Origin of the sequence: Shimia thalassica (genome assembly GCF_001458215.1) — a bacterium.
GTDB lineage: Bacteria > Pseudomonadota > Alphaproteobacteria > Rhodobacterales > Rhodobacteraceae > Shimia > Shimia thalassica.
Window position 1 is genome coordinate 97,678 of sequence record NZ_CYTW01000003.1, and the last position, 14,642, is coordinate 112,319.

General features: G+C 55.9%; 16 protein-coding genes. 11 read left to right on the plus strand and 5 right to left on the minus strand.

Annotation, left to right across the window (positions count from 1 at the left end):
• Positions 1-49 precede the first annotated feature (49 nt).
• The 4 genes from ccoG to ccoS are packed head-to-tail and all read left to right on the plus strand — an operon-like array spanning position 50 to position 4,297.
• A complete protein-coding gene (gene ccoG, locus PH7735_RS13675) occupies positions 50-1,480 on the plus strand; it encodes a cytochrome c oxidase accessory protein CcoG (RefSeq protein WP_058312257.1) in 1,431 nt (476 codons plus the stop codon).
• Positions 1,480-1,938, plus strand: a complete 459-nt coding sequence (locus PH7735_RS13680) for a FixH family protein (RefSeq protein WP_199534999.1) — start codon at positions 1,480-1,482, stop codon at positions 1,936-1,938. Before ccoG ends, PH7735_RS13680 begins: the two co-directional genes overlap by 1 nt.
• A 4-nt stretch (positions 1,939-1,942) precedes the next feature.
• Positions 1,943-4,129 carry a heavy metal translocating P-type ATPase gene (locus PH7735_RS13685; protein ID WP_058311963.1) on the plus strand — a complete coding sequence of 729 codons (2,187 nt, stop codon included), beginning with the start codon at positions 1,943-1,945 and terminating at the stop codon, positions 4,127-4,129.
• A 9-nt stretch (positions 4,130-4,138) separates the two neighbouring features.
• The gene (gene ccoS, locus PH7735_RS13690; RefSeq protein WP_058311964.1) at positions 4,139-4,297 is read left to right on the plus strand and encodes a cbb3-type cytochrome oxidase assembly protein CcoS; all 159 of its coding nucleotides are present in this window, start codon (positions 4,139-4,141) and stop codon (positions 4,295-4,297) included.
• 66 nt (positions 4,298-4,363) lie between these two features.
• Here ccoS and PH7735_RS13695 read toward each other — a convergent pair whose 3' ends face one another.
• The 3 genes from PH7735_RS13695 to PH7735_RS13705 all read right to left on the minus strand — a co-directional run bounded on the left by PH7735_RS13695 (position 4,364) and on the right by PH7735_RS13705 (position 7,491).
• Positions 4,364-5,053 (minus strand): fumarylacetoacetate hydrolase family protein, encoded by a 690-nt coding sequence (locus PH7735_RS13695; RefSeq protein ID WP_058311965.1) that lies wholly within the window; start codon positions 5,051-5,053, stop codon positions 4,364-4,366.
• Positions 5,054-5,095: 42 nt separating this feature from the next.
• Complete coding sequence (locus tag PH7735_RS13700) at positions 5,096-6,475, minus strand: D-alanyl-D-alanine carboxypeptidase family protein (protein WP_058312258.1); 1,380 nt, start codon at positions 6,473-6,475, stop codon at positions 5,096-5,098.
• A 314-nt stretch (positions 6,476-6,789) separates the two neighbouring features.
• Positions 6,790-7,491 carry an HAD family hydrolase gene (locus PH7735_RS13705; protein ID WP_058311966.1) on the minus strand — a complete coding sequence of 234 codons (702 nt, stop codon included), beginning with the start codon at positions 7,489-7,491 and terminating at the stop codon, positions 6,790-6,792.
• A gap of 94 nt (positions 7,492-7,585) precedes the next feature.
• Between PH7735_RS13705 and clpS the strand changes: the two genes are divergently transcribed.
• The 4 genes from clpS to hemF all read left to right on the plus strand — a co-directional run bounded on the left by clpS (position 7,586) and on the right by hemF (position 10,816).
• The gene (clpS, locus tag PH7735_RS13710; RefSeq protein WP_058311967.1) at positions 7,586-7,924 is read left to right on the plus strand and encodes an ATP-dependent Clp protease adapter ClpS; all 339 of its coding nucleotides are present in this window, start codon (positions 7,586-7,588) and stop codon (positions 7,922-7,924) included.
• Positions 7,925-7,954: 30 nt separating this feature from the next.
• Entirely contained in the window at positions 7,955-8,938 is a 984-nt protein-coding gene (locus tag PH7735_RS13715) for a class I SAM-dependent methyltransferase (RefSeq protein ID WP_058311968.1), read from the plus strand.
• A gap of 42 nt (positions 8,939-8,980) precedes the next feature.
• Entirely contained in the window at positions 8,981-9,781 is an 801-nt protein-coding gene (locus PH7735_RS13720; RefSeq protein ID WP_058311969.1) for an SDR family NAD(P)-dependent oxidoreductase, read from the plus strand.
• A 141-nt stretch (positions 9,782-9,922) separates the two neighbouring features.
• Positions 9,923-10,816, plus strand: coding sequence for an oxygen-dependent coproporphyrinogen oxidase (hemF, locus tag PH7735_RS13725; protein WP_058311970.1), 894 nt, complete (start codon positions 9,923-9,925; stop codon positions 10,814-10,816).
• 54 nt (positions 10,817-10,870) lie between these two features.
• Here the strand turns inward: hemF and PH7735_RS13730 are convergent, their stop codons facing one another.
• Positions 10,871-11,434: a hypothetical protein gene (locus PH7735_RS13730; RefSeq protein ID WP_058311971.1), complete on the minus strand. Its 564-nt coding sequence runs from the start codon at positions 11,432-11,434 to the stop codon at positions 10,871-10,873.
• A gap of 169 nt (positions 11,435-11,603) precedes the next feature.
• Positions 11,604-12,563: a hydroxymethylbilane synthase gene (gene hemC / locus PH7735_RS13735; protein WP_058311972.1), complete on the minus strand. Its 960-nt coding sequence runs from the start codon at positions 12,561-12,563 to the stop codon at positions 11,604-11,606.
• A gap of 201 nt (positions 12,564-12,764) precedes the next feature.
• Between hemC and hemE the strand changes: the two genes are divergently transcribed.
• From hemE to rpsQ, 3 genes are all read left to right on the plus strand, one after another.
• Positions 12,765-13,799: a uroporphyrinogen decarboxylase gene (gene hemE, locus PH7735_RS13740; protein ID WP_058311973.1), complete on the plus strand. Its 1,035-nt coding sequence runs from the start codon at positions 12,765-12,767 to the stop codon at positions 13,797-13,799.
• Positions 13,800-14,101: 302 nt separating this feature from the next.
• Positions 14,102-14,302 carry a 50S ribosomal protein L29 gene (gene rpmC, locus PH7735_RS13745; protein WP_058311974.1) on the plus strand — a complete coding sequence of 67 codons (201 nt, stop codon included), beginning with the start codon at positions 14,102-14,104 and terminating at the stop codon, positions 14,300-14,302.
• A gap of 13 nt (positions 14,303-14,315) precedes the next feature.
• Positions 14,316-14,546 carry a 30S ribosomal protein S17 gene (gene rpsQ, locus PH7735_RS13750; protein WP_058311975.1) on the plus strand — a complete coding sequence of 77 codons (231 nt, stop codon included), beginning with the start codon at positions 14,316-14,318 and terminating at the stop codon, positions 14,544-14,546.
• Positions 14,547-14,642: the final 96 nt, after the last annotated feature.

A 14,642-nucleotide genomic window follows, 5' to 3' on the forward strand; every position in this document is an offset into this window, starting at 1 on the left:
CAAAGCTGCAAAAGACAATCAGTGAATTCTATATGCGCGAGTGATTCCAGTGAGCACCTCCGACAACGAACCAGGTCTGTACGCAGCCCGAGAACCGATTTTTCCCAAACGGGTCAAAGGGACATTTCGTAACCTTAAGTGGATAATTATGGCCGTCACGTTGGGTATCTACTACCTAACACCCTGGATTCGTTGGGATCGCGGGCCAAGCCTTCCGGATCAGGCCGTGTTGCTGGATCTTGGAAACCGGCGCTTCTTCTTCTTTATGATCGAAATCTGGCCGCACGAATTTTACTTTGTTGCTGGGCTATTGGTGATGGCGGGGCTGGGGCTGTTCCTGTTCACCTCGGCACTGGGCCGCGTTTGGTGCGGCTATACATGTCCACAAACCGTTTGGACCGATTTGTTTATTCTGGTCGAACGATGGATCGAGGGCGACCGAAACGCGCGATTGCGCCTTCACCGTCAGAAAAAGTGGGATCTGCGCAAGGTTCGCCTGCGTTTGACCAAATATCTGTCGTGGATTTTGATCGCTCTGGCCACTGGCGGCGCTTGGGTGTTCTATTTTACGGACGCACCGACCCTGTTGGTTGATCTGATCCAGGGCACCGCCCATCCGGTTGCCTATACCACAATTGCCGTGATGACCTTCACGACCATTTTCTTTGGTGCGATCGCCCGCGAACAGATTTGTATCTATGCCTGCCCATGGCCCCGTATTCAGGCGGCGATGATGGATGAAGACACGCTGACGGTCGGGTATCGTGAGTGGCGTGGGGAACCACGCGGCAAAGCCCGCAAAGACGAACCTGAAGATGCGCACGGAGACTGCATCAACTGTATGGCCTGTGTGAATGTCTGTCCTATGGGCATCGACATTCGGGACGGTCAGCAACTTGAGTGCATTACCTGCGCGCTGTGTATTGATGCCTGTGATGACATCATGGACAAAATCGGCAAACCACGCGGGTTGATCGACTATCTGGCTCTGTCCGATGAAGAGAACGAACGGTCTGGTACAGAACCCAAAAACATCTGGAAGCACATCCTGCGCCCGCGCACGATCATGTATACCAGCTTGTGGTCGCTGGTCGGTGTTGCGCTTGTCGTGGCATTGTTCATGCGCAGCGAAATTGACCTGACAGTGGCACCTGTGCGTAACCCAACGTTTGTTACCCTTTCCGATGGGACGATCAGAAACACCTATGAGGTCCGCTTGCGCAACAAGCACGGCGAAGATCGACCTTTCCGCATCTCGATCAAAGGGGATCCGTCATTGCGCGTATCGCTTGAAGGCACACCATACGAAACTGTAACCGTGCCTGCGGACACAATGAAATTGCAGCGTGTCTATGTGCTGGCGCCACGCAATTCGGTTCCGGCAACATCCCAAAGCAGCGGATTCCGGATTTGGGTAGAGGATGCATCCAACGGGGATCGCGTGTATAAAGACACTGTATTCAACGGAAAGGTCAAATGATGTCTGAACGTCAGCTTACAGGTCGGCACGTCTTCATGATATTTGCGGGTGCCTTTGGCATTATCATTGCCGTGAACCTTGCCTTGGCCTTTTCCGCGGTCAAAACCTTTCCCGGACTTGAGGTCAAAAACTCTTATGTCGCAAGTCAGGAGTTCGATGTGCGTCGGGATGCACAGGAAGCTTTGGGTTGGGATGTCTCGGCGCGCCACGTTGGTGGTCTGCTGATCCTCTCGATCACTGATGATCTGGGAAAACCTGTCGAGGTGACAAACCTCGACGCGGTTCTGGGGCGCGCAACCCATGTCAAAGACGACATCCAGCCGAATTTCGAGTTTGATGGTACTGCATATGTGGCACCTATGACTTTGGCTGATGGCAACTGGAACATTCGGATGACCGCGCAAGCGGCCGATGGAACCGAGTTCAACCAACGTGTCATTCTGCATGTAAAAAGGTGATCCGATGACGGTTGCGATGCGCCCCAATGTCTCGGCTTGTCCGGCTTGTGCAGCAGGTCCTGCTGCCGAGGCACTGGCCGAGCAAGAGGCCCAGAAAGACGCACGGTTGGCCCTGTCTTTGCCGACAATTCATTGCGCGGCCTGTATCTCTGCGGTCGAGCGTGAATTGAACAAGCAGCCCGGCGTCAAAACGGCCCGGGTTAACCTGACGCTTAAACGTGCGACGATCGAGGCCGAAAGCGACGTTACCGCACAAGATCTGGTTTCTGTGCTTGAAGGTATCGGCTATGAGGCGCACGAACTGGATGCGGGCACATTGTCGGCCACAGAGAATGACAAGGCAGGTCGCGATCTGTTGATGCGTTTGGCGGTTGCCGGTTTTGCATCAATGAACGTGATGTTGTTGTCGGTGTCGGTCTGGTCCGGCGCAGAGGCCGCAACGCGCGACATGTTCCACTGGATTTCGGCGGCAATCGCGCTTCCGACAATCATCTTTTCGGGAAAGCCCTTCTTTGTAAGCGCCTGGTCGGCGCTCAAGAACGGCCGCCTGAATATGGATGTGCCGATTGTATTGGCAATCTCGCTTGCGGTCATGACCTCGCTTTGGGAAACCATGCTGTCAGGCGAGCACGCCTATTTTGATGCGGCATTGACGTTGGTCTTCTTCCTGTTGACCGGTCGTTACCTTGATCACCGTACACGCGCCGTGGCGCGCTCGGCCGCGGAAGAGCTTGCCGCGCTGGAAGTGCCGCGCGCAGTCCGCATCATTGATGGTGAAGAACACACTGTTCAGGTGACTGAACTGTCTGTGGGTGATCTGGTTCTGGTGCGTCCCGGCGGACGCATGCCTGTTGACGGCAATATCGTTGAAGGCCAGTCCGAATTGGATCGGTCGCTATTGACGGGTGAAACGCTTCCTGTGTTTGCCGAGCCCGGTTTGGGCGTGAGCGCGGGTGAAGTGAACCTGACAGGGCCGCTTGTCATTCGTGCCACTGCTGTTGGACAGGAAACCAGCCTTCATCGCATGGCTGATCTTGTAGCGGTCGCTGAATCCGGTCGATCACGTTATACATCCTTGGCGGACAAGGCTGCGCGGCTCTATGCGCCCGGTGTGCATATCCTGTCTGCCTTGGCTTTTGTCGGCTGGTATATCTACACGTGGGACGTGCGGACGGCATTGAATATTGCCGCTGCTGTTTTGATCATCACGTGTCCTTGTGCATTGGGCCTTGCTGTGCCCGCTGTGACAACAGCGGCTTCGGGGCGTTTGTTTCGCAAGGGGATGTTGATCAAACACTCAACCGCGTTAGAGCGTCTTGCACAGGTCGATACCGTTGTTTTTGATAAAACCGGAACCCTGACCGCCGGCACGCCAGAATTGACCAACTTGGGTGACTTCGATCAGGATGACGTCTCGCTTGCGATGGCCTTGGCGATGGGTTCGTCACATCCCTTGTCGATGGCGATTGTCTCGGCGGCCAGCGCCGCTGGCATCAAACCCGCCAAGCTGAGCGATATTGAAGAGGTTCCAGGATTTGGTACACAAGCGTTGTTGAACGGACAGCGTGTACGTCTTGGGCGCGCCACATGGGTGGGGGCAACCGCCCTGGCGCAAACGTCAGCCTTCCTTGCTTTGCCGGATGGCACCGTACGCGCGTTCACGTTTACAGACTCTTTGCGTGATGGCGCGGAGGAAGCCGTTCAAGCGCTTCTTGAAGATGGCAAAGATGTCATGTTGATCTCGGGCGATACTACCGGTGCTGTCGAGGCGCTGGCCAATCGTTTGGGAATTCAAAAGTGGATTGCCGAGGCCTTGCCAGAAGACAAGGCCGCGAAAGTTCAGGCGCTTTCGGCCAAAGGCAAACATGTTCTTATGGTCGGCGATGGTCTGAACGATACAGCGGCTCTGGCTGCGGCGCATGTGTCGATTTCTCCCGCTTCGGCGCTGGATGCCGCACGGGTTGCGTCGGATATCGTGCTTTTGGGCAGCGACCTGAGCCCGATTGCGGATGCATTGATCACTGCGCGTTCTGCGATCAAACGTATTCGCGAAAACTTTCGGATTGCCACGGTCTACAACATCATCGCGGTTCCCTTGGCCATTGCAGGCCTGTGTTCGCCGCTGATTGCGGCATTGGCGATGTCATCGTCTTCTATTACGGTCTCGCTGAATGCGCTGCGCCTGAGGTAAACTTACAAAATGGAAGTTCTTTCATACCTAATCCCGGTCTCCCTGTTTTTGGGGGGCATTGGACTGGCGTTCTTCATCTATACGCTCAAAAGCGACCAATACAGTGATCCCGAAGGGGACGCGCGTCGTATTCTGAGTGATGAGTACGATGATCATCCAAAGCCCTGAAATAGGGGATGATCCTACCGAAAACCGCCCGGCCAATAACCGGGCGGTTTCTGTTTGGATACGTCTTTAGCGATAGGTGACCGAGGCAGGGCTTAGGCCCTCGATCTCGACCTTGCAGGTTTGCCCATTCTGGATCGGCCCTACGCCTGCGGGTGTCCCTGTCATGATCAGATCGCCCGGTGCCAAGGACACCAGTTTGGACAGGAATGCGATGATCTGATCCGTGGGCCAGATCATCTCGGACAGATCACCAGACTGGCGAAGATCTCCATCGACCTTGCAGGTGATACGCCCCGCCGCCATAGGACCTGTCTGCGCCGCAGGGTGCAAAAGGCCGATGATGGCAGAGGCATCAAATCCCTTTCCCATGTCCCATGGGCGACGCAATGCCTTGGCATCCCCCTGTATATCGCGACGGGTCAGGTCGTTGCCTGCGGCATATCCCCAGATATGCGCGTCAGCGTCTTCAGCGGCAATATCTGCGCCACCTGTGCCAATAGCGACCACCAGTTCAGCCTCGTGGTGCAGGTTTTGGGTGACAACCGGAAAAGGCAGGGTGAGACCCGAGGTCATCGCAGCATCGGTTGGTTTTGTGAAAAAGAAAGGCGGCTCCCGATCGGGATCATTGCCCATTTCGCGGGCGTGTTCCGCATAGTTTCGTCCAACACAAAAAATGCGTCGTACAGGAAACAGCGCATCACTGCCCGCAATAGGCAGTAACGTCGGGGCGGGGGCGGGGAAGACAAGGTTACTCATGCACACAGTGTTGGCCCAGCCGTTGGCGGGACGCAACCGTGATTAAGAGGGGCCGATTGTATAACAGGTGATCTTGCGGGCCTGCAGGCGACGACATGCCAGATCCGCGGTTTCCTGTGACATTCCGACAAAGTTGGCATCAAACCCGCGAGAGTTTTTGACCACTTTGCGCAACGTTCCATCCAGTGTGCTCATTTCCGCAAGGGCGGTTTTCAACAGCTGCTTTTCGGCGGCATAGCGGCTTTGGAAGCGGCCAATGTTGATACCCCAGTGGCGCCCACCAGACGTCGAGATGCGTGTGACGACCTGCGGTTCGGGTTCCGGTTCTGCCTCGACTTTGGCCAAAACGACGGCGCTGTCGCTTTCACCAGAGCGTTCGCTCTGGGCTTCGAGCAAAGCCGATTGGATATCATGTTCGATTTCGGTCGCGGTGGCGACAACCACGGCCTGGTTTGCAGGCTCGTTAGCCCGTGGACGCAGCTTGGGGCGCAAGCTTTTGGTCACTGCCGTCGAAACCCGAATGGTTTTGCCAGCGGCGGGTTTTGCACCCGGATCCGCAGTATAGTTCGGGCGTGCGGGTTTGTTCACGGCAACGCGGCTTGGGGCGCGCTGAAAGCCCATATCAAGCAATTCGGCGACTCGGGCATTGCGGGTTGCGGTCGAGCGCCCCCCAAAAACCGTTGCGATGATCCGTTCGTTGCCACGTTCCGCCGAGGCAACAAGGTTGAAACCTGCGGCACGGGTGTATCCGGTTTTGATGCCGTCTGCACCACGGTAAGCCGCCAGAAGTTTGCGGTTCGTGTTGGACACTTCCTTGATCCCGGCATTCGTCGAACGGCGGGAGAACAGGTTATAGTAATCGGGATAGTCGTAAAACAGGTGGCGCCCCAAGGTTGTCATGTCCCGTGCGGTCGACAAATGGCCGGATTCGGTTAGGCCATGAGCGTTCTTGAAGGTTGTATTGCTCATTCCCAGCGCCCGCGCAGTCCGGTTCATCCGGCGCGCAAACTTTGCTTCAGAGCCGGAAATGGCCTCACCGATGGCTGTCGCGGCATCGTTTGCCGATTTAACTGCTGCGGCGCGGATCAGGTACCGGAACGCAATGCGCTGACCCGCCTTCAGGCCAAGCTTGGAAGGGGGCTCGGCGGCAGCGTTTTTGGAAATACGCACCTTGGTGTCGAGAGAGATTTCACCACGCTCGACCGCCTCGAAGGCAATATAAAGCGTCATCATCTTGGTTAAGGAAGCAGGGTGCAGACGTGTGTCAGCATTGCGAGAGTGCAAGACTTCGCCCGAACGGGCGTCAATCACCATTGCTGCATAAGGTGCCGCCGCTGCCGATATGGGAAGACATGCCAACAGCCATACAGCTGCCAACACAATTAGCCCCAATCGGGCCGGCTGAGTGTGCCGAACCTTCACTTGAAACTGCCTTTTTTTCTGCCTCGTGCCGCCGGTTTTCCGGTCTGGCCTGTTATTTTCTGCAGTCAGGCTAACACAGGCGCTGAATCGAATAAACCCCATGAATGCAATGATAACATCCACGTTACGTGAATGTTTTTTCAATATTTGGGGGGCAAAGACCGCTGTGCCGCAACATTGGCGATTGTGTCGAAAATGGGGCAAATATGATTTGGTTGTTTGCGACATGCTGGGCGTAGAGTCGCCTATATGAAACACGGATTACGCCGACCAGAGTCGCGCCGCTCGTTTTGCCCCCCATCGGAGGGAAGATATCATCCGATGTCCCGCACCAGATCGGGAAGGTTTGACAGCTCTTCCAGTGTTGAATACCGCGGTTCACCTTCCGGAGCTTCGGCAAATTCCAACTCCCACGTCTGGCCGTGAGGGATATAGACCCCCCAACTTCCTGCTTCGATTGCGGGGACGACGTCGGACTTCATCGAGTTTCCAACCATCATCGCGCGTTGTGGGCCATCCCCCTGTTGCGCGAACGTGGTCTGATAGATATCGGCTGTTTTGTTCGACACGATCTCGACCCAGTCAAAGAAATCACCCAATCCGGACTGCGCGAGCTTTCTTTCCTGATCCAGCAGGTCGCCTTTCGTGATCAGGACAAGTCTGTGACTTTCTCCAAGTTGTTCTACAACGTCTCGCACGTGGGGCAGCAATTCAATCGGATGCCGAAGCATCTCTCGTCCGGCGGCCATCAACTCGGCTATGACTGAGGTCGGTACTTTTTCGTCAGTGACCTCGATTGCGGTTTCGATCATGGACAGAACGAACCCTTTGATACCGAACCCGTAATGCCCCACGTTACGCTTTTCCGCCTCGAGAAGCCGCTGTTCAAGGTGGTCCTGGGCTACATAATCGGCCAGCAGTTCGGCAAACCGATCCTGTGTAATACGAAAGAAACGTTCGTTGTGCCAAAGGGTGTCGTCTGCATCGAAACCGATCGTTGTTAGGTTTTTGGTCATGCTTGCACTTGATTATTGCGCCAGAGGCTCTTTTCTAACGGGGTAGAGAGGTTATATACACCGTCGAACGTCAGTAGTGGATTCTAAACCAACCATGCAAGTGCAGCCTTTGATCATGTCCGGCGAAGACAACGACGACGGAGATTTCGGAGTCGCGGTCGAAACGCGTACACGCACAAGCCGTCCACCACTTTACAAGGTTATGTTGCTGAACGACGACTATACGCCAATGGAATTTGTCGTGCATGTTCTCGAGCGGTTCTTTGGCATGACCCATGCGGAAGCTTTCGAAATTATGCTGACCGTACACAAAAAGGGTCTTGCTGTTGTGGGTGTCTTCAGCCACGAGATTGCCGAAACCAAGGTCACTCAGGTGATGGATATGGCACGTCGGCACCAGCACCCTCTACAATGCACCATGGAAAAGGAGTGATCCGCGCCAACGCACGGATCCAAATCGCAGATGTCACAATCCCGCCTCACGATGGCCGTTCAGGATAACGGTCTCGATCTTTCGCATGCATCCCGTATTGCGGTCTTTGCGCCAATGGCGGGTTTCGATTTGTCATCGCTGCCGAAATCCAAATGCCAGATTATCCAGCCACTCAAAGTGGATCATGCTGCTTATGCGGCGGCCGGCTTTGACTGTGTGGTGCACGAAGACGGCTCTTATGATTTTGCATTGGTGTGCTTGCCACGTGCCAAGGCACAGGCCCGTGACCTGATTGCGCGGGCTGTAGCCTGTGCAGGAACCGTCATTGTGGATGGGCAAAAGACGGATGGCGTCGAAAGCTATCTCAAGGATTGCCGGAAACGGGCGGATCTTGACGGCAGCATGGCCAAGGCACATGGAAAATTGTTCTGGTTTTCCGGTGGATCGTTTGATGACTGGCGCGCGCCTTTGCGTCAAAAGATTTCGGATGATTTTGTAACCGCTGCCGGTGTGTTTTCGGCAGATGCAATTGATCCGGCGTCTCTTTTGTTGGCTCAGAGCCTGCCTGCGAAACTTGGGCGGAACGTTGCAGACCTTGGTGCCGGGTGGGGATACCTGTCCGCGCAGGTGTTAAAGCACGAAGAAGTGGAAACGCTTTACCTGATCGAAGGCGATCGCGTTGCGCTGGATTGTGCGCAAGACAACATCAAAGATGACCGGGCCGAATTCCATTGGGCCGATGTCAGAAGATGGCAGGCGCGTGCCCGTATGGATACGGTTGTCATGAACCCACCTTTCCACACAGGCCGAAGTGCAGAACCGTCTTTGGGCGTTGATTTCATCAAAGCGGCGGCCAAGATGATGGCCCCGAGTGGTCAACTGTGGATGGTTGCCAATCGTCACTTGCCTTATGAGGCAACATTGGACACGCTTTTTGCCAAGACCGAAGAAGTCGCGGGCGACAACCGCTTCAAAGTGCTCTGGGCCTCGCGCCCCGCGCGGGCACGCGGCTAATACACCATAATCTGATCTTCCAGAATCATTCGGAGGCCTCTCATGTCTTTTACGATTACAGGTAAGACTGCCATCATCACCGGCGCAGCCAACGGGATTGGCCTTGCTGTGGCGCGACATTTTGCCGATCACGGCGCGAATGTCATGTTTGCGGACATGGACGAGGGCCGTCTTGCGGACGAATTGGGGGGGCACCGTGAGGATGGCAACATCCGCTATTTTGCAGGTGATCTTCGCGAAAAACTGACAATCCAGAATTTGCTTTCGGCCACCATTGATGCCTTCGAGAGCGTCGATATTCTGGTTAATGCGTGTCGCCAGATCATGCCCAGTGATCCACTGGACCCCGATGACGACTCGGTCGAGGTGCTGTTGCAGCAGAATATGCTGACCGCGCTGCGACTGTCGCAATGTGTGGCCAAACGGATGATAAAACAGGCCGAGGGTCGTGAAGACGGGCCCGTTGGGTCCATCGTGAACCTGTCGTCCATTTCGTCTTGTCGCACACACCCCGATTTGTTGGCCTATTCCGTGTCCAATGCCGCGCTTGAACAGATGACGCGCTCGCTGGCCGTTGCTCTGGCGCCAGAGCGTATTCGCGTGAATGCGGTGGCTTTCGGGTCGGTTATGTCGGCCAGCCTTCAGGAAACCCTGAAGGAAAACCGCGAATTCCGCTTGGAAATTGAAAAGCGCACGCCGCTAAGTCGTATTGCCTCGGCGAATGAACTGGGCGACGCGGTGCAGTATCTTGCGTCAGAAGCGTCAAGTTTCATGACCGGACAGGTCGTAACGGTGGATGGCGGCAGAACGCTTGTCGATCCGGTGGATCTTCCGGCGCACTGACCCCGTCAGCCCCCGTTGACCCAAAGCCATTTGCGGGAGGCCACGTAATTGGCGCGGCACCTCGCGCTGCGGCCATAGTGCGCTGGCGAATTGACCACAGCCCTGCTAGCACTCTGGCAAAGAATTTGCAGAGGGAAGCAGATGAGCACTCAGATGGATACCGAAAAAGCACGCGCGTCTGCATGGTTTCGCGACTTGCGTGACCAGATCGTTGCGGCATTCGAAGGCTTGGAAGACAGTCATGCTGAAGGCCCTTTTTCAGATCAGGCACCCGGCCGTTTCGAGGTCACGGAAACCAAACGGTCAAGCGAAGACGGCTCGGATGCTGGTGGCGGATTGATGTCTGTCATGCGCGGCGGGCGGGTCTTTGAAAAAGTCGGCGTGAACGTTTCGACAGTCTATGGTGAATTGGGTGAGCGCGCGCAGGCGGCGATGGCCGCCCGAAAAGGTTTGCCCGGCATGAAAGACGATCCGCGTTTCTGGGCAAGTGGCATCAGCCTCGTGGCGCATATGCAGAACCCGCACTGTCCGGCGGTTCATATGAACACACGCATGTTCTGGACCCCGCATGGCTGGTGGTTTGGCGGCGGGTCCGATTTGAATCCCTGTCTTGAGTACGCCGAGGATACGACCCATTTCCATGGGGTCCAAAAAGCTCATTGCGATAAACACGACCCTGCGCATTATCCGCGCTTCAAAGAGTGGGCTGACGAATACTTCTATGTCCCTCACCGCGGGCGCGCGCGCGGCGTTGGTGGCATTTTTCTGGATGACTATAACACGGGTGAGTGGGAGGCCGATTTTGCATTTATTCAAGATGTCGGTCGCGCCTTCCTGCCAGCGTTTGTTCCGCTGATCGAAAAGCGGCGCACAGCGACCTTTGGTCAAAGCGAAAAAGACGCACAGCTTGTGCATCGCGGTCTCTATGCCGAGTACAATCTTGTCTATGATCGGGGAACCAAATTCGGGCTGGAAACCGGTCACGATGCGAACGCGGTGCTTATGAGCCTGCCGCCCATGGCAAAGTGGGTCTAAAATACACAAACGGCGGGGTCTTCCCCGCCGCTTATTGTTCTGGTCTGGTGCCTGTCAGGATTGCGCGATCCGGATAACCCGACAGAGTTGACGGTGCATCAATTCGATCTCTTCATAGGGTCCGCGAAGGGCTGAAATTTCCGGTTGGTCGCCCATCATTTTCACACGCAGCTTTGACGGAACGCCGGGTGTTTCGGCCTTCAGGACGTAGATGCTTTTGATCTGGCTAAGCGGGATATGTTTGGTGAGGCGTAGATTGCCGCGACGATCAAGTTTGGAAATGCAAATGTCCTGACGAAGCGGATCAAACACGATCTCGCTGCGGTGACCGCGTACTGCAAAGGAATACAAAGCGATCCCGACACAGGAAAACGCCACGGACAGAAGAACTTTGGTCATGGCCGGATTGCCGCCAAAGAGTGTGTCAGGGACCAAATGTTGAATGAATGCCCCAAGAATAATGACGATCCCTAGAAAACGCACCACTGCTTCGTTTCGAGAGGTATGGCGAAAATGACCGTTAACCTCGCGAACAGTAAACCCCGCTTTGCCCTGTGTTGCTGACAGGGTTTGATATCCGGCGACACCCATAATGTTTGTACCGACTTGCGCGTTCATGGCTCTCCCTTTCTGAATAGCCTTAAATGCGAACCATTTCGTCAGACAAACATGGCGGAAATGCGGAGCGGGACGTGCTCTTTTGAGGATTTAGTAGGATTTTGTTAGGAAATCGTTGTTTCCCACCCCAATTGTTTCGGGGAAGGAAACATGTGCGCAGTGGTAATGTTCATCCGCGCCAGTCAAAAAAGCCGGGGCCGGCTTTGGCCAAAAGGCTTTGCGCCATCTCGCGACCAAGCTCTGCGCCCTGCTCGATCGGGGCTGTGCGATCTTCGCTCAGGCTTTCTGAACCGTCGGGGCGCAAGACTTCACCGCGCAAGCGCAGGGTGTCGCCATCCAGCTCGGCCAGCGCGGCAATCGGTGTTTCGCAGGACCCGTCCAGCGCCGCCAGAAACGCGCGCTCTGCGGCAAGGCGTTGTCCGGTAGGGGTGTCATGAATTGTGACCAGCAATTCGGCCGTGTTGGCGTCATCGGCGCGGCGCTCGATACCAATTGCGCCCTGCGCAACGGCAGGCAGCATTTCTTCTGGCGAGATTGCCGAGGCGGCTGCCTCTTTCATGCCCAGCCGGCTAAGGCCGGCCATCGCGAGAAATGTACAGTCAGCCACGCCATCGCCCAGCTTTTTCAAGCGTGTTTGAACGTTGCCGCGGAACTCGACCACAGTGAGGTCTGGGCGATAATTCAACAACTGCGCGCGGCGGCGCAACGACGAGGTGCCCACAACGGCACCCGACGGCAGATCGGCCAGGGATTTGGCATGCGGAGACACAAAGGCGTCCCGCGTGTCTTCGCGTGGCAGGTAGGTGTCCAGCAACAGGCCTTCGGGTTGATCTACGGGCATATCCTTCATCGAATGCACGGCAATGTCGATGGCACCGGACAAAAGGTCTTCTTCGATCTCTTTCGTGAACAGGCCTTTTCCACCCAGATCTTTGAGGGGCTTGTCCTTGGCAATAAGCGCCGCATCGTCGCCAGTTGTTTTGATGATCACGATCTCGAACGCCTCTTCCGGCAGGTCGAATGCCGCCATCAGACGGCGGCGGGTCTCATAGGCTTGGGCCAAAGCCAGCGGCGAACCACGTGTGCCGATCTTGAGGGGCGAGGCGGGGGAGGGCAGAGTCAAAGTCATATCCGTTCATTAGTCGCGACAGGGTGTCCTGACAAGCCATCGGTGCTTGACATCACGCCGCGTGCGCGTGACCAAGCATGTCGAACGGCTTTGATCCCGAAGGGGCAGGACAATTTCCGGCCAGAAAAGGCATGATTTGACCGGCAGAGACATTGACCCATGTCAACGCTGGGCAAAATTGCCAGAACTATGAGGTGCGATATGACTGAGAAAAAGAAAATCCTGCGGGCATTGGCCGGTGAAACCCTCGATACGCCCCCCATCTGGATGATGCGCCAAGCGGGCCGTTATCTTCCTGAATACAAGGCCACCCGCGCCGAGGCCGGAGATTTCCTGTCGCTGTGTTACAACAGCGAGCTGGCCGCCGAAGTGACCCTGCAACCGATCCGCCGCTATGGCTTTGACGCTGCGATCCTGTTTGCCGACATTCTGTTGTTGCCGCAGGCGCTGGGCGCCGATCTGTGGTTTGTAACCGGCGAAGGCCCGCGCCTGTCGACCATTGAGACACAGGCCGACTTTGACAAGCTGTCCGGTGTGGACGGTATCCACGAGACGCTGAACCCGGTTTACGAAACCGTCCGCATCCTGCGCCGCGAATTGCCGTCCGAGACCACGCTGATCGGTTTTGCTGGCGCGCCATGGACCGTTGCCACCTATATGATTGCCGGTCGCGGCACGCCCGACCAAGGCCCGGCGCACAAGCTCAAGGATGAAAACCCCGCGCTGTTTGATCAGGTGATCGACCTGATCACCGAAGGCACCATTGATTATCTCTCGAAACAGATCGAGGCCGGTGCCGAGGTTGTTAAACTGTTCGACAGCTGGGCCGGATCCCTGAAAGGTGCCGATTTCGACAAATACGCGCTGGAGCCTGCGAAAAAGATTATCGCGGCGCTCAAGGCCAAACACCCCGACACGCCCATCATAGCCTTCCCGCGCGGTGCAGGTGAACGCTATGTCGGATTCGCAGAAGCAACCGGAGCCGACTGCGTGGCGCTGGATGATGGCGTGACACCCGAGTGGGCGGCAAAGAACGTCCAGAAAGACGGCTGTGTTCAGGGCAACCTCAAATCCTCGCACATGGTCACCGGCGGCGAGGAACTCGTCACGGAAACCCGCAAGATCGTCGAGGCCTTTGGCAAAGGCCCCCACATCTTCAACCTCGGTCACGGCATTACACCGGATGCCGATCCCGAGAATGTGCAGTTGATGATCGACACAGTGCGCGGCAAGTAAGCCGCTTTTTGAATAAGGCCAGCCCCTAACCCTGTGTCGGGGGAAGCCCTTTCCCACGGGGAGGGGCGGAGGCTGCTTGGCAGTCTTATGCAGGCCGACGTTTGGGCCGTTCTCCTACGGCCAATAAATAAAGGCAGAAAGCCCCAAACTTTCCCTTGCTAACTCACCGCCCCAACCGTATAAGCCGCCATCTCGCGGATTCCCGTTCAGGGGATTCGTGTGTTTATCATTTGTCCATCAGGTCAAAAGGTAACCCCTCACATAATCAGGGGGCCTTCTGATGTATGAGAAAGGAAAAGGCGATGAACGCCAACGAACTGCGTGATAAGACGCCGGATCAGCTTCGTGAAGAGCTGGCCAATCTGAAAAAAGAATCGTTCAACCTGCGTTTCCAACAGGCCACCGGCCAACTGGAAAACCCGGCTCGCATCCGTCAGGCACGTCGTGCCGCAGCACGTGTGAAGACCATTCTGAACGAAAAAGCCCAAGCGGCAGCGGAATAAGAGGAGCCATAAGATGCCCAAACGTATCCTGACTGGCACCGTAACTTCGGACGCCAACGCCCAAACAGTCACCGTATCGGTTGAACGTCGTTTCACCCATCCGGTTCTGAAGAAGACCATTCGTAAGTCCAAAAAGTACCGGGCTCACGATGAGCAGAACACCTACAAAGTAGGTGACCAGGTTCGCATCATCGAATGTGCGCCTAAGTCGAAAACGAAACGCTGGGAAGTTCTAGAAGCCTAAGAGTCTCATTCGAGACTCCTGGCGATAGACCTATCAGTTTATCGAAACCCTGGGGGCTACGCCACGCATCGGCGCCCCAAAGGTCGGGAGAAACCA

Coding starts and splice junctions, on each gene's coding strand:
- PH7735_RS13705 (WP_058311966.1), bottom strand. CDS start 7,491: ATGACCAAAAACCTAACAACGATCGGTTTCGATGCAGACGACACCCTT.
- PH7735_RS13720 (WP_058311969.1), top strand. CDS start 8,981: ATGTCTTTTACGATTACAGGTAAGACTGCCATCATCACCGGCGCAGCC.
- PH7735_RS13680 (WP_199534999.1), top strand. CDS start 1,480: ATGTCTGAACGTCAGCTTACAGGTCGGCACGTCTTCATGATATTTGCG.
- PH7735_RS13730 (WP_058311971.1), bottom strand. CDS start 11,434: ATGAACGCGCAAGTCGGTACAAACATTATGGGTGTCGCCGGATATCAA.
- ccoS (WP_058311964.1), top strand. CDS start 4,139: ATGGAAGTTCTTTCATACCTAATCCCGGTCTCCCTGTTTTTGGGGGGC.
- hemF (WP_058311970.1), top strand. CDS start 9,923: ATGAGCACTCAGATGGATACCGAAAAAGCACGCGCGTCTGCATGGTTT.
- PH7735_RS13685 (WP_058311963.1), top strand. CDS start 1,943: ATGACGGTTGCGATGCGCCCCAATGTCTCGGCTTGTCCGGCTTGTGCA.
- PH7735_RS13715 (WP_058311968.1), top strand. CDS start 7,955: ATGTCACAATCCCGCCTCACGATGGCCGTTCAGGATAACGGTCTCGAT.
- hemE (WP_058311973.1), top strand. CDS start 12,765: ATGACTGAGAAAAAGAAAATCCTGCGGGCATTGGCCGGTGAAACCCTC.
- rpmC (WP_058311974.1), top strand. CDS start 14,102: ATGAACGCCAACGAACTGCGTGATAAGACGCCGGATCAGCTTCGTGAA.
- clpS (WP_058311967.1), top strand. CDS start 7,586: ATGCAAGTGCAGCCTTTGATCATGTCCGGCGAAGACAACGACGACGGA.
- rpsQ (WP_058311975.1), top strand. CDS start 14,316: ATGCCCAAACGTATCCTGACTGGCACCGTAACTTCGGACGCCAACGCC.
- hemC (WP_058311972.1), bottom strand. CDS start 12,563: ATGACTTTGACTCTGCCCTCCCCCGCCTCGCCCCTCAAGATCGGCACA.
- PH7735_RS13695 (WP_058311965.1), bottom strand. CDS start 5,053: ATGAGTAACCTTGTCTTCCCCGCCCCCGCCCCGACGTTACTGCCTATT.